10 protein-coding genes and 1 pseudogene are annotated in these 16824 nt (G+C 74.2%); 7 read left to right on the forward strand and 4 right to left on the reverse strand.

Going from position 1 to position 16824, the window contains the following annotated elements; genetic code table 11:
* Positions 1-14: 14 nt before the first annotated feature.
* Complete coding sequence (locus tag ACFU3E_RS22855) at positions 15-950, reverse strand: LysR family transcriptional regulator (RefSeq protein ID WP_384161119.1); 936 nt, start codon at positions 948-950, stop codon at positions 15-17.
* A gap of 155 nt (positions 951-1105) precedes the next feature.
* Between ACFU3E_RS22855 and ACFU3E_RS22860 the strand changes: the two genes are divergently transcribed.
* On the forward strand, positions 1106-1801 hold the full coding sequence (locus tag ACFU3E_RS22860; RefSeq protein ID WP_384161122.1) for a type 1 glutamine amidotransferase domain-containing protein: 696 nt from the start codon (positions 1106-1108) through the stop codon (positions 1799-1801).
* Positions 1802-1919: 118 nt separating this feature from the next.
* Here the strand turns inward: ACFU3E_RS22860 and ACFU3E_RS22865 are convergent, their stop codons facing one another.
* A complete protein-coding gene (locus ACFU3E_RS22865; RefSeq protein ID WP_384161125.1) occupies positions 1920-4367 on the reverse strand; it encodes a SpoIIE family protein phosphatase in 2448 nt (815 codons plus the stop codon).
* Positions 4368-4553: 186 nt separating this feature from the next.
* On the opposite strand from ACFU3E_RS22865, the gene lanKC reads away from it, so the two are divergent.
* The 4 genes and pseudogenes from lanKC to ACFU3E_RS22885 all read left to right on the forward strand — a co-directional run.
* Positions 4554-7148: a class III lanthionine synthetase LanKC gene (gene lanKC, locus ACFU3E_RS22870; protein WP_384161128.1), complete on the forward strand. Its 2595-nt coding sequence runs from the start codon at positions 4554-4556 to the stop codon at positions 7146-7148.
* Positions 7149-7232: 84 nt separating this feature from the next.
* A complete protein-coding gene (locus tag ACFU3E_RS22875; protein ID WP_031113019.1) occupies positions 7233-7349 on the forward strand; it encodes a SapB/AmfS family lanthipeptide in 117 nt (38 codons plus the stop codon).
* A gap of 82 nt (positions 7350-7431) precedes the next feature.
* Positions 7432-9234, forward strand: coding sequence for an ABC transporter ATP-binding protein (locus tag ACFU3E_RS22880; protein ID WP_384161131.1), 1803 nt, complete (start codon positions 7432-7434; stop codon positions 9232-9234).
* A gap of 434 nt (positions 9235-9668) precedes the next feature.
* Positions 9669-10952 (forward strand): annotated as a pseudogene (locus ACFU3E_RS22885) (ATP-binding cassette domain-containing protein); the annotation flags it as partial.
* 243 nt (positions 10953-11195) lie between these two features.
* Here ACFU3E_RS22885 and ACFU3E_RS22890 read toward each other — a convergent pair.
* Positions 11196-11804, reverse strand: coding sequence for a LuxR C-terminal-related transcriptional regulator (locus ACFU3E_RS22890; RefSeq protein WP_384161134.1), 609 nt, complete (start codon positions 11802-11804; stop codon positions 11196-11198).
* Between the two features lie 327 nt (positions 11805-12131).
* Here ACFU3E_RS22890 and ACFU3E_RS22895 point away from each other — a divergent pair, with 327 nt between their 5' ends.
* Positions 12132-14279, forward strand: coding sequence for a SpoIIE family protein phosphatase (locus ACFU3E_RS22895; RefSeq protein WP_384161137.1), 2148 nt, complete (start codon positions 12132-12134; stop codon positions 14277-14279).
* A gap of 115 nt (positions 14280-14394) precedes the next feature.
* On the opposite strand, the gene ACFU3E_RS22900 is transcribed toward ACFU3E_RS22895, so the two are convergent.
* Positions 14395-15774 (reverse strand): S1 family peptidase, encoded by a 1380-nt coding sequence (locus tag ACFU3E_RS22900; protein WP_384161140.1) that lies wholly within the window; start codon positions 15772-15774, stop codon positions 14395-14397.
* 745 nt (positions 15775-16519) lie between these two features.
* Between ACFU3E_RS22900 and ACFU3E_RS22905 the strand changes: the two genes are divergently transcribed.
* Positions 16520-16735 carry a type A2 lantipeptide gene (locus ACFU3E_RS22905; protein ID WP_384161143.1) on the forward strand — a complete coding sequence of 72 codons (216 nt, stop codon included), beginning with the start codon at positions 16520-16522 and terminating at the stop codon, positions 16733-16735.
* Positions 16736-16824: the final 89 nt, after the last annotated feature.

The following is a 16824-nucleotide window of genomic DNA, read 5'->3' on the forward strand; positions in this document are numbered from 1 at the left end:
GCCGGGCCGCGGCGTCACCAGGTACGGCCGGCCTCCAGCAGACGGTCGCGGACCAGGGTGACGTGCGGATGGTCCGAGGTGCCCGGGCGCTGGACGAGGAAACCGGTGTTGATCGGCACGTCCTCGGGAGCGTCGAGGAGGACCAGAGCGCCGGACGCCAGTTCCCCGGCGCACAGGTAGCGCGGCAGCACGCTGAAACCGGCACCGGCCGTGACCAGGGCCAGGACGGCCCTCAGGTCCGGCACCGAGACGGCGGCGCGGCAGTTCAGGCGCCGGCCGAAGACGTGCCGCCAGTAGCGGCGCACGATCGGCAGGTCCTCGGCGTACGTGATCAGCGGGACGTCGTGCAGCGCGGCGGGGGCATCGGCTGCCGGGCGCTGCGCGACACGATCGGCCCAGGCGGGGGCGGCGACCAGGACGAACTCCTCGTCGGCCAGCGGCACCGCGGACAGGGTGCGGCCGCGGGGCCGGGTGGTGGCGATCACCAGGTCGTGGCGGCCGGCGCGCAGTTCGTCGAGCAGGGGCTCGGTCAGCCCCATCGTGACGCGCAGCCGTACGCCGTCGGTGACGAGCGGGGCGAGGGCGGGCAGGGCCCGGGTGGACAGGAGCTCGGCGGGCCCGGCCAGGTGGACCGGCTCGGCGCGTGACGGCTCCCGGCCTCCGTGGCCGGTGACCTCGGCGAGCGCGTCGAGGGGGCCCGCGACACGGGCCGCGAGCTCGTCGGCCACGGCGGTCGGGGCGACTCCGCGCGGGAGCCGTTCGAACAGCTCCCGGCGGGTCTGCCGCTCCAGCGAGCGGATCTGCGTGGTGACGGTCGGCTGGGACAGGCCCAGCAGCTGCGCGGCGGCCGTGAAGGATCCGGACCGGTAGACGGCCAGGAAGGTGCGCAGCAGGTTGAGGTCGGGCTGCGCGGGCGGGGCCGTCGCGCCGAGGGGGTCGAGGGGCCTCACGAGATCCGACCCTACCGGGCCGCGCCATTGGGAAACCTATGGCTGCCATTGGTTCTGCCATTGGAAAGCCTGCGGTCCGGGCGCCTACGGTCGTCCTCGTACGAGTCATCGCCGCACTGTCCGACCGCGGCCCGTCTCACGGAGATGCACCCACCATGTCGAAGATCCTCTTCGTCGTCACCGGCGCCGACACCTGGACCCTGGCCGACGGCACCGAGCACCCCACCGGCTTCTGGGCCGAGGAGGCCGTCGCCCCGTACGAGGCGTTCCGGGCCGCCGGGCACGAGGTCGTCGTGGCCACGCCCGGCGGAGTCGAGCCCACCGTCGACCGGGCCTCCCTGGCTCCCGAGGTGAACGGGGGGCAGGAGAACGCCGACCGGATCGCGAAGGCGCTGGAGTCCTTCACCGAGCTGCGGCGTCCCGTCCGCCTGGAGGACGTCCGGCTGGACGACTACGCGGCCGTCTTCTACCCCGGCGGCCACGGCCCGATGGAGGACCTGGCCGTGAACGCCGACTCCGGCAGGCTGCTCGCCCGGGCCCTGGAGTCGGGCAGGCCGCTCGGTGTCGTCTGCCACGGGCCGGCCGCGCTGCTGGCCGCAGTCGGGGCCGACGGCGGGAACGTCTTCGCCGGCTACGAGGTCGCGGCGTTCACCAACGCCGAGGAGATCCAGGGCGGACTCGCCGAGCGCGCCAGGTGGCTGCTCGAGGACCGCCTCACCGAGGCCGGTGTGACCGTGCGGGCCGCCGAGCCGTGGGCCCCGCACGTGGTCACCGACCGCAACCTGGTCACCGGCCAGAACCCCGCGTCGTCGGCGCCGCTCGCGGAGGAGCTGCTGAAGCGGCTGGGCTGAGCAGGGGTGCTGCCGGGCGGGCCCGCGCCCAGAGGCCCCGGTGGGGCGGGATGCGGGTGTGTGACGGCTCCGGACGGGCGAGTGCGCCGAAGGCGGGCCGGCGAGCCGGTCCCGTCGCTCAGCGCCCCAGCGGCAGTTCCGCCCACACCTGCTTGCCGCCGCTGACCGGCAGGGTGCCCCAGTTCGCGGCGAGGGCCTCGACGAGGAGGATGCCCCGGCCGCCGGTGGCCTCCCAGCTGATGCTGGTCGGCCTGACCGGGGAGCGGGGGGAGGCGTCGGCGATGGCGACGCGCAGCCGGTCGTTCACGAGGGTCAGGTCCATGCGGACCTTGCCGTCGGTGTGGACCAGGGCGTTGGTGACGAGTTCGGAGACGACGAGGAGGACGGCGTCGTAGTCGGCCGTGACGCCCCAGGAGCGCAGGGTGCGCCGGGCGAAGCGGCGGGCGTGCCCGACGGCCTGCGGCACCCGCCAGACCGTCCAGCTCTCCCGGAGCGGGCGCAGGTCCATGCCGTCGTAGCGCATGAGGAGCAGGGCGACGTCGTCGCTGCGCGGTGCGTTGCCCAGGAGGGCGTCGGCGACGAGCCCGAGGTCGGTGGAGGCGGCGTCGGCGAGCTCCTCGGCGAGGTGGTCCATGCCTGCGTCGATGTCGGAGCCGGGCGTCTCGACGAGCCCGTCCGTGGTCAGGGCGATCACGGTGCCCGGCGGGAGCCTGAGCGGGCTCATGGGGAAGTCGGCCCGGGTGACCACCCCGAGGGGCGGGCCGCCCTCGGCCTCCGCGATCTCGGTCCGGCCGTCCGGGTAGCGCAGCACCGGCGGCAGGTGCCCCGCGCGCACGCACCAGGCGGCGCCCTCCTCCAGGTCGACGTCGACATAGCAGCAGGTCGCGAAGAGGTCGCTCTCCATGTCCATGAGGAGCCGGTTGGCGTGCGCGACGACCACGTCCGGCGGGTGCCCCTCGACGGCGTAGGCGCGCAGGGCGGTGCGCATCTGGCCCATGAGGGTGGCGGCGCCGGCGCTGTGGCCCTGGACGTCGCCGATGACGAGGGCGACGTGGTTGTCGGGCAGCGGGATGACGTCGTACCAGTCGCCGCCGAGTTCGAGCCCCGCCGTGCTGGGCAGGTAGCGGGCGACGGCCACCGCGCCCGGCAGCCGGGGCAGGCTGCGCGGCAGCAGCTGGCGCTGGAGCATGCCGACGAGTTCGTGTTCGGCGTCGAAGGCGCGGGCCCGCACCAGGGCCTGTCCGGCAAGGCCGGCGCAGGCGGTGAGCAGGGCGCGTTCGTCGGTGCCGAAGTCGTGCGGGGTGTCCCAGCCGATCAGGCAGGCACCGGCCATGCGGTTCCCGGCGGGCAGCGGCAGGACGGCGAGGCCGCCGGGGCCGACCTCGGCCAGGGCGCGTTCCAGGGGGCTGCCGGCGGGCCAGATGCGGGCCCGGCCCTCGCGCAGCGCGGCGGCGAGGGTGGGCATGGCGCGCACGGGTGCGTCGGGCCACTCGGTGCGCCACTCCGACCGCCACAGATCGGGCCAGGCCTCGGGTTCGGGCGGGTCGAGGACGGTGACGACGAGCCGTTCGCTCTCCAGCTCGGCGAGTGCGATCCGGTCGGCCCGCAGGGGCCGGCGCAGCGCGGCGACCACGGCCTTGCCGACGTCGCGGACGGTGACGGCGGTGGCCAGCGCGGCGGCCAGGCGCTGGACGCGGGCCACGTCGGTGACGTCGGAGCGCAGCGTGGAGACGTCGACGACCGTGCCCACGAGGCGCGCCGGGCGGCCCTCGCCGCCGGGCAGGAGACGCCCGCGCAGCCGGAGCCACTTCGGCGGCCCGGCGGGCTGGAGCACCCGGAACTCCAGCTCGCGGTCGCCGATGGACATGTGGTCGGCCTCCACCACGGACATCAGTGACGGCAGGTCCTCGGGGACGGTCAGGCCGAGCAGTGTCTCGACCCGGCCGTCGAACTCCACGGGGTCCAGGCCGAACAGGTCCAGCAGGTCGTCGCCGACCCGGACCCGGCCGGTGTCCATGGCGAGGCTGAAGGCGCTCGGCGGCAGGTCCCCGGCCTCGGCGGGCGCGGCCGGGGCGGTGAAGGCGACCGCATCGGAGACGAGTTCCAGGCACCTGCGGTCGTCGGCGCCGAACCCCTCGGGGCGTTCGCTCACGGCCAGCAGGCAGCCGCCGTCCCCCCGCACGGGAAGGGCCGTCAGGTGGAAGTCACCCGACGGCACGCGCCGCGCCTGGGCGTCCTCGGCGAGTTCCGCAGGGCCCAGTGACACCGGCCGTCCCCCGCGGTGGGCCTCGGCGACCGGGGACCGCCCGGTGCGCGGGTAGCTGTCGCGCAGCCCGTACAGCGTCCTCGGGGCCCCGGCGGACTCCATCAGGCACAGCAGCTCGCCGTCCTGTCCGGGCGCGTAGACGGCGGCGAACGCCGCACCGGCGAAGACGAGTGCTTGTTCGAGGACGCGGCGCAGCCGTTCGGGCGACTCCTGATCGGCCGCGATCGCCTTGAGGGCACCTTCGGCACGCATCGATCGCGTTCCGCGCTCTGGGGCGCCCTGACTGACCACGTTGGCCATTACAGCGCTAATGAGACACCTGCGCAGCCCCTGTGGGCGTTCCGTGAGCCAACGCCGCCGAGGGCGCTCGAAAGGAACCGAACATGTCTTAACGCATGCGTTCCGCACGGTGTTCTCGTGACAGGCGTGACTGTGCGTGCCCCGCACGTGGCTGGAAAGCTCGGTGCTCGTCACGGAGGGGGACGCATGGACAAGCGGTACGAGGTGTACGCGCTGGCCGACCGGCATTTCTACGAGACGCCGGACCGGCTGGCGCGGGGCGGGCAGGGGACAGCCGCCCACCTCTACGAGACGGCCCGCCGGCCGCTGCCGGAGGGCTGGGAGTCGGCCCGGATCGGCGACTGGCAGACCATGACACCGCTCGGCCCGGACGGCGAACCGCTGCAGGGCCCGGCCCAGGGGTGGAAGATCCACGCCTCGGCGACCCGGGCGAACGCGGAGGAGATCGCGCGGATCGTGTGGGACTACTGCGTCGAGCGGCGGGTCCCCTTCAAGTTCGTGCCGGGTCCGCACCTGCTCCACCTGCGCAACACCAAGTACGCACCGCGCGACGGCAGCGGCAAGTTCGTCACCGTCTACCCGTCCGACGAGGAACAGCTGCACCAGGTGCTGCGCGAGCTGGGCGCGCTGCTGGAGGGTTTCGAGGGGCCGTACATCCTCACCGACCTGCGGTGGGGCGAGGGCCCGCTGTACGTCCGCTACGGCGCCTTCGCCCGCGCGTTCGTCGTGGACGAGCGGGGCTCGCTGGTGCCCGCGGTGCGGGACGGCGAGGGGCGGCTGGTGCCGGACCGGCGGTCGCCGTCCTTCCAGGTGCCCGAGTGGGTGACACTCCCCGCGTTCCTGCAGCCGCATCTCGACACGCGGAACGACACGACGACGGGTGAGCTGCCGTACCGCATCGAGAAGGCGCTGCACTTCTCCAACGGCGGCGGTGTGTACGTCGGCACCGACACCCGTGACGGGCGCAAGGTCGTCCTCAAGGAGGGCCGGCCGCACGCGGGGCTGGCCTCGGACGGGGCCGACGCGGTCGCCCGGCTCGAGCGGGAGAAGCAGGCTCTGGAGCAGGTCGCGGGCACCGGCGTGGTCCCGGAGGTGCGCGACTGGTTCGAGCTCGGCGGTCACCGCTTCCTGGTGATGGACTTCCTGGAGGGCCGTCCGCTCAACTCCTTCTTCGCCGAACGGCATCCACTGCTCACCCAGGACCCCGGCGCGGAGGCCGTCGCCGCATACACGGCATGGGCCCTGCGCATCCACCGCAGGGTGGAGGACGCCGTGGCGGCGGTGCACGCCCGGGGCATCGTCTTCAACGACCTGCACGTCTTCAACATCATGGTCGCCCCGGACGAGGAGACGGTGTTCCTCCTCGACTTCGAGGCCGCGGCACCGGCCGGGGAGAACGGCCGCCAGGTCGTCGCCCACCCCGGGTTCTTCGCGCCGCCGGACCGCCGGGGCGCCGACATCGACCGCTACGCGCTGGCCTGTCTGCGGCTGGCCCTCTTCCTGCCCGTGACCACGTTGTTCGTGGTCGACCGCGGCAAGGCGGCACATCTGGCCGAGGTGATCGCGGAGCAGTTCCCGGACGTGCCGCGTCAGTTCCTCGACGAGGCGGTCACGGAGATCACCCGGGAGACGTCCGGCCGTACTCCGGCCACTCCCTCCTCGCCGGTGGACCCGGGCGACTGGCCGTACAGCCGCGACTCGATGGTCAAGGCCATCCTCGCCTCGGCCACCCCGGAGCGCGACGACCGGCTCTTCCCGGGCGACGTCGCGCAGTTCTCCGACGGCGGCGGTCTCGGCCTCGCCCACGGCGCCGCGGGGGTGCTGTTCGCGCTGGACGCGGCCGGTGCCGAGCGGTACGAGGAGGGCGAGCGCTGGCTGCTGGATCGCACGGCGCCGGCCCCCGTCGGTACGCCGCTCGGCCTGTACGACGGGCTCGCGGGGGTCGCCCTGGTCCTCGACCGGCTCGGGCACCGGCAGCGGGCGCTGGACCTGGTCGAGGGCATCCTCGCCGAGCGCTGGCAGAACCTCTCCTCCGACCTGCACGGCGGGCTGGCCGGGCTCGGCCTCGTCCTCGGGCATCTGGCCCGTACGACCGGCGAGGCGGAACTGGGCGAGCGGGCCCACGAGGCCGCGCGGATCCTCGTACAACGCCTCACGGAGCCGGTTCCGGCCACGCCCCGGCGGCGCGCCGGGCTGCTGCGCGGCGCGAGCGGCCCCGCACTGCTCATGCTCCGGCAGTACGAGTGGTCCGGCGAGGAGGCCTGGCTGGAGGCGGCGGCCGTGGCCCTGCGCCGGGACCTGGAGTCCTGCGTGACCCGTGAGAACGGCTCGCTGGAGGTCGACGAGGGCTGGCGGACCCTGCCCTACCTCGGCGACGGCAGCGCGGGCCTCGGCATGGTCCTCGACGACCTCGTGGTCCACTCCCCCGGTCTCGCCGGGGAGTTCGAGCCGGCCCGTTCCGGCGTCCTCACCGCGGCCACCTCACGCTTCTACGCGCAGCCCGGGCTCTTCCAGGGCCGCGCCGGAATGATCCTGCACCTCAGCCGCACGACCACGCCGGGAGCGACCGAGGACCGGCTGGCCGGGCAGATCGCCGGGCTCGGCTGGTTCGCGATGACGTACCAGGGCCAACTGGCCTTCCCCGGACACCAGATGATGCGGCTCTCCATGGACCTCGCCACCGGAACGGCAGGGTGCCTGCTGGCACTCGGCGCGGCCCTCGACCCGGCGGCCGACGCCCACCTGCCGTTCCTCCCGCCGCCCCACCGGCGGCCCACATGACGCGGTTCCGCGATCCGGCGGAGTCGTGACACCACCCCGTCCCCACGGATGACCACGGACGGACACCCAACGGAAGGACACACCATGGCACTTCTCGACCTGCAGACCATCGAGACCGAAGAGCGCACGGACGGCGGCGGCAACAGCACGGTGAGCCTGCTCTCCTGCATCAGCGCCGCGAGCGTTCTGCTCTGTCTCTGATCTACGGTCTGCTCGCTCCGGGCGGCTCCCTCCCTTCGGGGAGGGGCCGCCCGGGGTCCTTCCCACCCCAGGAAAGGCCCGTATGACCTCGCGTGCCGACGACGACCCGGCGGCCGGGCACGCGCGCACGCTGCTGCGCACGGCCACCCGGTACAGCGGGTCCCGCTGCGTGGCGCTGTGCCTGGTGAGCATCGCCGCGACGGGTGCCGGACTGCTGCTGCCGGCCGTACTGGGCCGGGCCCTCGATCTCCTGCTGGCGCAGGCCCCGGCGACCCGCTGGGTGCTCGGCTGCGCCGGCCTCGTGCTGCTGCTCGGTCTGCTCGACGCGGTCCAGACCGTCCTGACCGGCACCGTCGACGCCCGAAGCACCGCATGGCTGCGCCGCCGGCTGACCGGGCACGTCCTGGGTGCCGGCCCGCGGGCCGCCGACCGTTTCGGCTCCGGTGACCTCGTCGCGCGGCTGGTGGGCAACGCCGCCGAGGCGGGCACCACTCCGGCGGCCCGTGCGGCACTGCTCGCCGCGCTCGCCGGTCCCGTCGGCGGGGTGGTCGCGCTGGGGCTCATCGACTGGTGGCTCGCGGCCGTGTTCCTCGCCGGCGCCCCCGTGCTCGTACTTCTCCTGCGCGCCGTCTCCCGGGACACCTCCGAGAGCGCCTCGCGCTATCAGCGGGCCCAGGGCCGCATCGCCGCCGCGCTGGCGGAGGCCGTCGAAGGAGCCCGCACCGTCCGGGCGGCCGGCACGGAGGGCCGGGAGACGGCCCGTGTGCTGCGGCCGCTGCCCGATCTGTCCCGGGCCGGACACCGCATGTGGCGGGTGCAGGGCCGGGCCGCGGCCCGGGCGGTCGCCGTGGCCCCGCTGCTGCAACTCGCTGTCGTCGCCGTGGCCGGAGTGCTGCTCACCCGGGACCGGCTCTCGGTGGGCGAGGTGCTCGCGGCCTCCCGGTACGCGGTGCTCGCCACGGGCGTCGGGGTGATGGTCGGCCGGCTCGCGGGCCTGGCCCGGGCCCGGGCCGCGGCCCGGCGCCTCGGCGAGGTCGAGACCGAGCCCGCCACCGCCTTCGGCACCCGCCGGCTGCCCGACGGCCCCGGGCGCCTCGAGCTGCGCGGGGTGACGGCCCGGCGCGGCGGACGCACGGTGCTCGACGGCGTGGACCTCGACGTGCCGGGCGGCACGACCCTGGCCGTGGTCGGCCGGTCCGGAGCGGGCAAGTCGCTGCTGGCCGCGCTCGCCGGCCGGCTGACCGACCCGGACGCGGGCGAGGTGCTCCTCGACGGTGTGCCCCTGCGCGAGCTGACGCACGACGACCTGCGCGGGGCGGTCGGCTACGCCTTCGCCCGCCCCGCCCTCCTCGGCGGCACGGTCGAGCAGGCGATCGGCCTCGGTCTGACGTCCCCCTCCCCGGGCCTGCTCCGCGAGGCGGCCCGCACGGCCCTCGCGGACGACTTCGTCCGCCGCCTCCCCGGCGGATACGGCACGGCCGTCGCCGACGCCCCGCGCTCCGGCGGCGAGTCCCAACGACTCGGCCTCGCCCGGGCGTTCGCGCACGGCGGGCGCCTGCTCATCCTCGACGACGCCCTCTCCAGCCTCGACACGGTGACGGAACGCCGTATCACCGACGCCCTGTTCGGCGACGGCCCGGGCACCACCCGGCTGCTGGTCGCCCACCGGGGCGCGACGGCCGCGTGCGCCGACGCCGTGGCGTGGCTGGACGGCGGGCGGGTGCGGGCGGTGGGACGGCACGAGGAGTTGTGGCAACTCGCGGAGTACCGGGCGGTGTTCGGGGACGGGGCGGGCCCCGCCGACGCGGATGCGGGCGACGGCGGCTCGCGGCGGGCCCCGGACGCCCGGGGCGGGGCAGGCGGGCAGAGGGGCGTCACCGCATGAGCGGCCGGATGCGTACGACCGCCGTTGTCCCGGCGCGCAAGGACACCTCCGCCTCCAGCGGCCTCCCCACCCGGGGACTGCGCTTCCTGCTGGCCCGCCGGCGGGTCCTGCTGCGGCTCACCGCCTGGTCCGTGCTGGAGACCGGGCAGACCTTCCTCATCGGGTACGGGCCCGCCCGAGCCCTGGACGAGGGGTTCCTGCGCGGGCGGGCGGAGGTCGGACTGGCCTGGCTGGCGGTCACCGGGATCGGTGTCCTGCTCGGCGCGTACGGGACCGCCCGGGTCTACGCCGCCGTCGCGGCTCTGGTCGAACCGTTCCGGGACCGGCTCGTGGAACGGGTGGTCTCGCGCGGCGTGCGGACCGGGGACACGGGTTCCCTGTCCGGGCTCACTCAGCAGGTGGAGATCGCCCGGGACACCTTCGCCGGACTGGTCATGGTCTCCCGCTCCTTCGTGTTCACCGCCGTCGGTGCCCTGGCGGGCCTGTTCGCGCTCGCCCCGCCGCTCCTGCTGGTCGTGGGGCCGCCACTGGCCGCCGGCCTGGCGCTGTTCGCCGCGACGCTGCGGCCCCTCGCCCGGCGGCAGGAGACGTTCCTTCTCGCCGACGAGGCCCTCGCCGGTGACCTCGGCACCGTATGCCCGGGCCTGCGGGACATCACGGCCACCGGCGCGGAGGCGCACATCGCCGCCGGAACCGGGGAACGGGTCGAGGCGGAACTGCGGGCGGCGCGCGCCCTGGCCCACTGGGGCGTGCTGCGCGTGGCGTCCCTGACGGTCGGCGGCCAGCTGCCGATCGTGCTGCTGCTCGCCGCCGCCCCCTGGCTCCTGGCCCACGGCGTCACCACCGGCGCCCTGGTCGGCGCCCTCGCCTACGTCACCCAGTCCCTGCTCCCGGCCCTGCGCAACCTGATCCACGGCCTGGGCACGAGTGGCTCCCGCCTGACGGTGGTGCTGCGCAGACTGACCCGGACGGACACCGCCGACGACGACGCCGACCCGCCCCACCCCGCCGCGAGCCTCCGCCCCACCGGCGCCGAAACGCCTCGCCCAGCCGCCCGGACCACCCCTGCGGGCACCGCCGCGCACCACGCCGACCCGCCCCACCCGACCGCAGGCCCCCTCCCGGCCGGTGCCGAGGACACCGGCACTGCCCGCCCGGACGGCAGCGCCTCCCCCACGGAGGACGGCCGCAGCGCACCGCTCCCCCGCCCCGCGCGGAGGCAACCCGCCGAAGAGCCGCCCCCCGCCCTCTCCCTCGCCTCCGTCACCTTCGCGTACGGTCCCGCCAGTACTCCCGTCGTCCGGGATCTCGACCTCGTTCTGCCACCCGGTGCGCACCTGGCCGTCGTGGGCCCCAGTGGCACCGGCAAGTCCACGCTCACCGCACTCGTGGCGGGGCTGCTCATGCCCTCACACGGCACCCTCCAGGTCGGCGGTCACTCCGTGCCCGGGCCGGAGGCCGCCGCCCAGCGGGTGCTCATCCCGCAGGAGGCGTACGTGTTCGGCGGCACCCTGGCCGAGAACCTCGCGTACCTGCGTCCGGACCCGGTGCCCGAGGAGGAGCTGCTGGCCGCGGCCGAAGCGGTCGGCCTCACCCCGCTGGCGGACCGGCTCGGAGGGCTCGGCGCCCGGGTCGATCCGGCGGCGCTGTCGGCCGGCGAACGGCAGCTGGTCGCGCTGACCCGGGCCTATCTGTCGTACGCCCCGCTCGCCCTGCTGGACGAGGCGACCTGCCATCTGGACCCAGAGACGGAGGAGCGTGCGGAGCGGGCGTTCGCCGCGCGGCCGGGCGGGACCCTGGTGGTCGTGGCCCACCGCATCAGCTCGGCCCGCCGCGCCGGCCGTGTTCTGGTGATGGACGGCCGGAGCGCGGCGTACGGCAGCCATGAGCAGCTGATGCGGTCCTCCGCGCTGTACCGGGACCTCGTCGGGAGCTGGGCTCCCGCGCCGGCCCGGCGGGGGTCAGAGCCAGCCCTGGCCCTGCGAGATGCGTATCGCGTCGATGCGGTTGCGGGCCCCGGTCTTGCGGGTGATGGCCGCCATGTAGTTGCGCACCGTCCCGTGGGAGAGGTGCAGGCTCCCGGCGATCTCGGCGATGGAGGCTCCCTCGGCCGCGAGGGATAACACGCTCAGTTCTCTGCGGGTCAGCGGCATCTCGGCCGCCTTGAGGAACCCGAAGCCCAGCGAGTCGTTGACGAAACGTTCCCCCTCGGCGACGCGACGGATCCCGCGCAGCAGGTTCTGCGGGGATCCCTCCTTGTCGACGTAGCCGAGCGCCCCCGCCTCGACCGCCCGTTTCAGCAGGCCCGGCCGGTTCGCGGTGGCGAGCACGAGTAATCGCGGGCGCACGCGCTCCGGCCCCGGCCGGGACAGTTCGCCCAGCGGGGGGATGCCGTAGGAGTCCGCGCACTCCAGGTCCGCCGCGCACACGTCCGGCCGGACCGACCGCACCAGGCCCGGCGCGCCGCGCCACGACGTGTCCTGCACCGCCAGGTCGGACTCCAGCCGCAGCCACTCCGCCAGCACCGATCTCACCAGACACTCGTCGTGCACCAGAAGTACCCGGATCACTGCCTCCCCCTCCGCTCGCCGTACGCCCCCTCGTCGTATTGAGCGCGTGCCCCATTGTTCGCGACCGTGACGCTGCGTGGGCGCGAAGATCCGGCCATCAGGGTGCGCGGGGGCGCACGCCCAGCGCCCATACGCCCGGCCACGCTTCGACTACGGGGGCATGGGTCGGGGCGGCCGGGGTACGGGGGGCGCCCCCGTCCGGGCCAGAGCGCATGTGACCGACGGTAACCAGAGCCGTTCCGGAACCGCTCGTCGTGCGGGACGGGCCGTCAGGGGGGAGATTTGTTCCTGGACCCGGTGGCGCGGCCGTGCGAGGAGGTGGTCGGCGTGTCCGACGGACAGTCGTCCGCGCAGGCGCCGGCAGCAGGCAGGACGCCGGTCGGCCGTCCCCTGCTCTCCCTGGCACTGGCCTCGATGATGGACGAGGTGCACGCCCACTCCGGCGCGGTGTACCTGATGGCACCGGATCAGCCGGTGCTGGAGATGGCGGTGATGGCCGGTCTGCCCCGGGCGTTCGCGGCGCCCTGGGAGCGGGTGGGCCTGAGCTCGCCGATCCCGGTCTCCGACGCGGCGCGCGAGCGGCGGCTGGTGTGGGTCGGCGGCGAGGAGCAGATGGCCCGCCACTATCCGCGGATCGCCGTGGTGCTGCCCTACCCGTTCGCCCTGGCCGCGGTGCCGATCGCCACCGAGTCGACCGTCTACGGCGCGGTCTTCGTGACCTGGCCGGGCGCGCATCCGGCGGAGATGTCCGACCACGAGCGCGATCATCTGACCGCGGCCTGCGGCCGGCTGGCGGTCCGGCTGGAGCGGGCCGCCGAGCACAGCATCCCGCCGCACCCAGAGACCGATCTGCTCGCCTCGCCCCTGGTGGGCGGCATGGCCGGCACGCTCGGCACGGTCGAGGCGGCGCGGATGGTGAGCCGGCTGCCGTACGGGCTGGTCTCGCTGGACCTGCACGGACGGGTCGGCTTCGTGAACGCGGCGGCGGCCGAGCTGCTGAACGTCCCGGTCAGCCGGCTCCTCGGCACCCAGCTGTGGGCGTCCGTGCCGTGGCTCAACGACCCGGTGTACGAGGACCGCTACCGGGCCGCGCTGCTGAGCCAGCACGTCACGTCGTTCGTGGCGCTGCGCCCGCCCGGCGAGTGGCTGTCGTTCCGGCTGTACCCGAGCACGACGGGCCTGAGCGTTCGCATCACCCGGTCCAGGGCCGTGTCCCGGATGAACCGGACCGCACCGCCACCCGACGGGGCGCCGTCCCGGCTCGTCACCATCTCCCAGGTGCTGGACCTGGCCGGTGCCCTCACCGAGGCGGTGGGGGTGCAGGACGTGGTGCAGCTGGTCGCCGACGAGATCGCCCCGGCGGTGGGCAGCCAGGCCCTGGTCGTGCTGGGCTCGCGGGCGAACCGGCTGCGGGTCCTCGGGCACCGCGGATACCGGGACCCGCACGTGGTGGAACGGTTCGACGGGATGCCCCTGACCGAGCCGACACCCGGCACCCAGGTGCTGCGGACGGGCGTCCCCGCCTTCTTCGAGTCACAGGAGCAGCTGGAGCGCCTGTACCCGGCGCGGCTCGCGACCCCCGACGGGTTCGCGGCATGGGCTTTTCTGCCGCTGATCGCCCAGGGCCGTCCGGTGGGGACGTGCGTGCTCTGCTATGCCGAGCCGCACCCCTTCCCGACGGAGGAGCGGGCGGTGATGACCAGCATGGCCGGGCTGATCGCCCAGGCGCTGGAGCGGGCCCTGCTCTACGACGCCAAGCACCGGCTCGCGCACGGCCTGCAAGAGGCGCTGCTGCCGCACTCCCTGCCGTCGCTGCCCGGCATCGAGGCGGTCGGCCGCTATGTCCCGGCCACTCAGGGCATGGACATCGGCGGCGACTTCTACGACCTGGTCGGCACCCAGGGGACGGCGGCGGCGGTGATCGGGGACGTCCAGGGCCACAACGTGACGGCGGCCGGGCTGATGGGGCAGGTCCGCACCGCGGTGCGCGCGTACACGACCGTGGGACAGGCGCCCGAGGAGGTCATGCGCAGCACCAACCGGCTGCTGCTCGACCTGGGGTCCGACCTGTTCGCCAGCTGCCTCTACCTGCGGCTCGACCCGGAGCACGGGCGGGCCGTGATGTCCCGGGCGGGGCATCCCCCGCCACTGCTGAGACGGCCGGACGGCAAGGTGCGCGTCCTCGACCTGGCGGGCGGCCCGCTGCTGGGCATCGACGCCTCGGCGGTGTACCCGACGACGGAGGTCGCCCTGCCCCCCGGATCGCTGCTCGTCCTGTACACCGACGGGCTGGTCGAGTCCCCCGGCACGGACTTCGAGGAGGCCCTCGCGGATCTGGGCCGGCGGCTGGCGGACGCCGGGGACCTGCCGCTGGACGAACTCGCCGACAACCTGGTCCTCCAGACGCCTCATCACCGGGACGGGGAGGAACGGCTCGACGACATCGCCCTGTTGCTGATCAGGGCTCTCCGGTAGGGCCGGCGGGCGGCGGCACCCGGACGGGAACGCCGACGGGCCGGCCCGGTCCCGCCTGGAAGGGGGCGGAACCGGGCCGGCCGCGCCGGATTGGCTGCCGACGGCTTGGAAGGGGTCAGCGGGACTCGGTCAGACCGGAGTTGTCCTCGACGCCCTGACCCGCGTCCTGACCGGCACCGGCACCGGCACCCGCACCGGCTCCGGCACCCGCTTCGTCGCCTCCGGCACCGGCACCGGCCTCTTGACCGGCTCCGGCTTCCTCACCGGCACCCGCACCGGCCTCTTCACCGGCACCGGCCTCTTCGCCAGCGCCCGCTTCCTCGCCGGCACCGGCTTCCTGGCCCGCGCCGGCCTCGTCACCGGCACCGGCACCGCCGCCCGCGCCGAGGGTCGCGCCGACCGCCTCCAGGGCGGTGGTCACCGGCTGGAAGAACGTCTCGCCGCCGACCGTGCAGTCACCGCTGCCGCCGGAGGTCAGGCCGATGGCGAGACCGTCCCGGGTGAACAGCGAGCCGCCACTGTCACCGGGCTCGGCGCAGACGTTGGTCTGGATGAGGCCGGTGACGGTGCCCTCCGGGTAGTTGACCGTGGCGTCCAGGCCGAGGACCTGGCCGTCGGCGAGCCCGGTGGTGCTGCCCATCCGGAAGACCTCCTGGCCGACGGTCGCCTCCGCGGCCTCGGTGATCTGGACGGTCTGGCCGCCGGCGTTGACCTCGCTGGGCGCCTCGGTCGCCGGGTCGTCGTACTTCACGAGTGCGAAGTCACCGGCGCCCGGGAACGTGGACTGGTCGACGGTGGCGATCGGCTGGCCGCCCTGAGTGTCCGACCACTCGTTGCCGCCGAGGGTGCAGTGACCGGCGGTCAGGAAGGCGGGCGAGCCGTCGCCCGCGGTGACGTTGAAGCCGAGGGAGCAGCGCGAGCCGCCCGCGAAGATGGCGTCGCCGCCGGAGACGAACGGCTTGAAGATCCCGGAGGACTTCTTGATGGTGGCCATGCCGGAGCCGAGCTCCTGCACGGTGGATTCCAGTCTGTCCCACTTGGCACCGGTCACGGTGCTGTCCGCGGTCACCAGGAGCTTGTTGGTACGCGGGTCGATCGACCAGGAGGTGCCCGCGATGGTCGCCTCGGACTTCAGCGTCGACGCCCCGTCCTGGAGCTCCGACCAGCTGTTCTCGACCTCTCGTACCTTCGCGCCGGCCGCCTTCGCCTGCACGATCACGTTGTTGTTGTCGCCCGGTACGACGTTGACGACGAGCTGCTGGCTGTCGCCGTCGTAGTAGGAGCCGCCGAACGCCTCACCGAGGAGCCCGGAGAGCTGCGAGGCGAGATCCGAGGCGTCGCCCGCCTTCAGGGTCTTCGGCGCGGCCGCCGCGTCGTCGGACGAACCGTCCTGGGAGGCGTTGGCGTTGGGGAGCAGGATCGCGGCCGCGCCGAGCGCCACCACGCTGCCCGCCGCTATCGCGGCCTTGCGCTTCGGAATTCGCTTGTGACTCAAACTTCTCTCCTCCTGGGGAACGGAGTAGGTGCCGCCGTCCGGCAGCTTCTGGGGGGCGCCTGGATGGCTGTTGGTACGCACGGGCCACACGGGGCGTTCAATTCCGTTTGCAAGTGATCCCTTCGCATCGCGGAATCAGCCAACTCCCGTCGGCCGCACACCGACCGCGCGGTCCCCGACCGCCCTGTTCACAGGGGGCGGTCCAGGAGGGCGGGCCCGGCCGGCCCGCGGGGCGCCATGGCCGGATGACGGCCCTTCAGCAACGGACGCCGCCCCGGCAGGGCGGAACGGAACGCTCCGTATCCACCCGGGAACGATCGGTTGACATCACGGAGCCGAATCCCGGCTTCAGGGAATCTGCACATCGAATGCTCAACCCGGTCACCGAAAATTGGGTTGTCCACACCCTGGTCGCCTCGGTCACGCCTTTGGGGCGGGAGTGCCGGATTCGCGGCCCCGCGAGACAAGGGCCTGGATGCGCCGATGCGGTGCCGCATGTGAAGAACTCGCCGCCAAGCGGTGCACAGACCTGCACGGATCGGTGCCGCTGGGGCGCAAGTTCCCTGGTGAGGAGGGTGGTTGATTGGAAGCGCGGAGCCGCAGCGTGCTTTGATCCATCGCACCGCGGGGGCCGCTCAGGGCATTCGGAGACGGGTGCCCGGTGCTCGCGGTCGCGGCCGTCATCTGTCCCCCAGAGGGGGCCGCTCCCCCCTTGTGAGATATCCATATGAAGGGAAGTTCCATCATGAACTCCACCCCCCAGGTTGAGACCGCCGAGATCGCCGACGCCGAGCTCGACGCCGTCTCCGGCGGCCTGTCCGTGAACGCCGTGAACACCGTCACCGACACGGTGAACGGCATTGCTCCGGTCTCCGGCCTGGTCGACACGGCCGTCGGCACCGTCGAGGGTGTCACCGGCCTGAACACCACCCCGGTCACCAACCTGGTCTCCGGTCTCTGATCGAGCCCCAGTGCCGTTGAGTCCCGGAGCCGCAGCCGGCGGTTCCGGGTTCTTCGGGTTCCGTACGCTCCTCTTCCACCGGTGAGGGA

It is taken from the genome of Streptomyces sp. NPDC057424 (assembly GCF_042803315.1).
GTDB lineage: Bacteria > Actinomycetota > Actinomycetes > Streptomycetales > Streptomycetaceae > Streptomyces.

Excerpts from the sequence above, each read along its gene's own strand:
- ACFU3E_RS22860 (WP_384161122.1), top strand. The coding sequence starts at position 1,106 with ATGTCGAAGATCCTCTTCGTCGTCACCGGCGCCGACACCTGGACCCTG.
- ACFU3E_RS22865 (WP_384161125.1), bottom strand. The coding sequence starts at position 4,367 with ATGGCCAACGTGGTCAGTCAGGGCGCCCCAGAGCGCGGAACGCGATCG.
- lanKC (WP_384161128.1), top strand. The coding sequence starts at position 4,554 with ATGGACAAGCGGTACGAGGTGTACGCGCTGGCCGACCGGCATTTCTAC.
- ACFU3E_RS22875 (WP_031113019.1), top strand. The coding sequence starts at position 7,233 with ATGGCACTTCTCGACCTGCAGACCATCGAGACCGAAGAGCGCACGGAC.
- ACFU3E_RS22880 (WP_384161131.1), top strand. The coding sequence starts at position 7,432 with ATGACCTCGCGTGCCGACGACGACCCGGCGGCCGGGCACGCGCGCACG.
- ACFU3E_RS22905 (WP_384161143.1), top strand. The coding sequence starts at position 16,520 with ATGAACTCCACCCCCCAGGTTGAGACCGCCGAGATCGCCGACGCCGAG.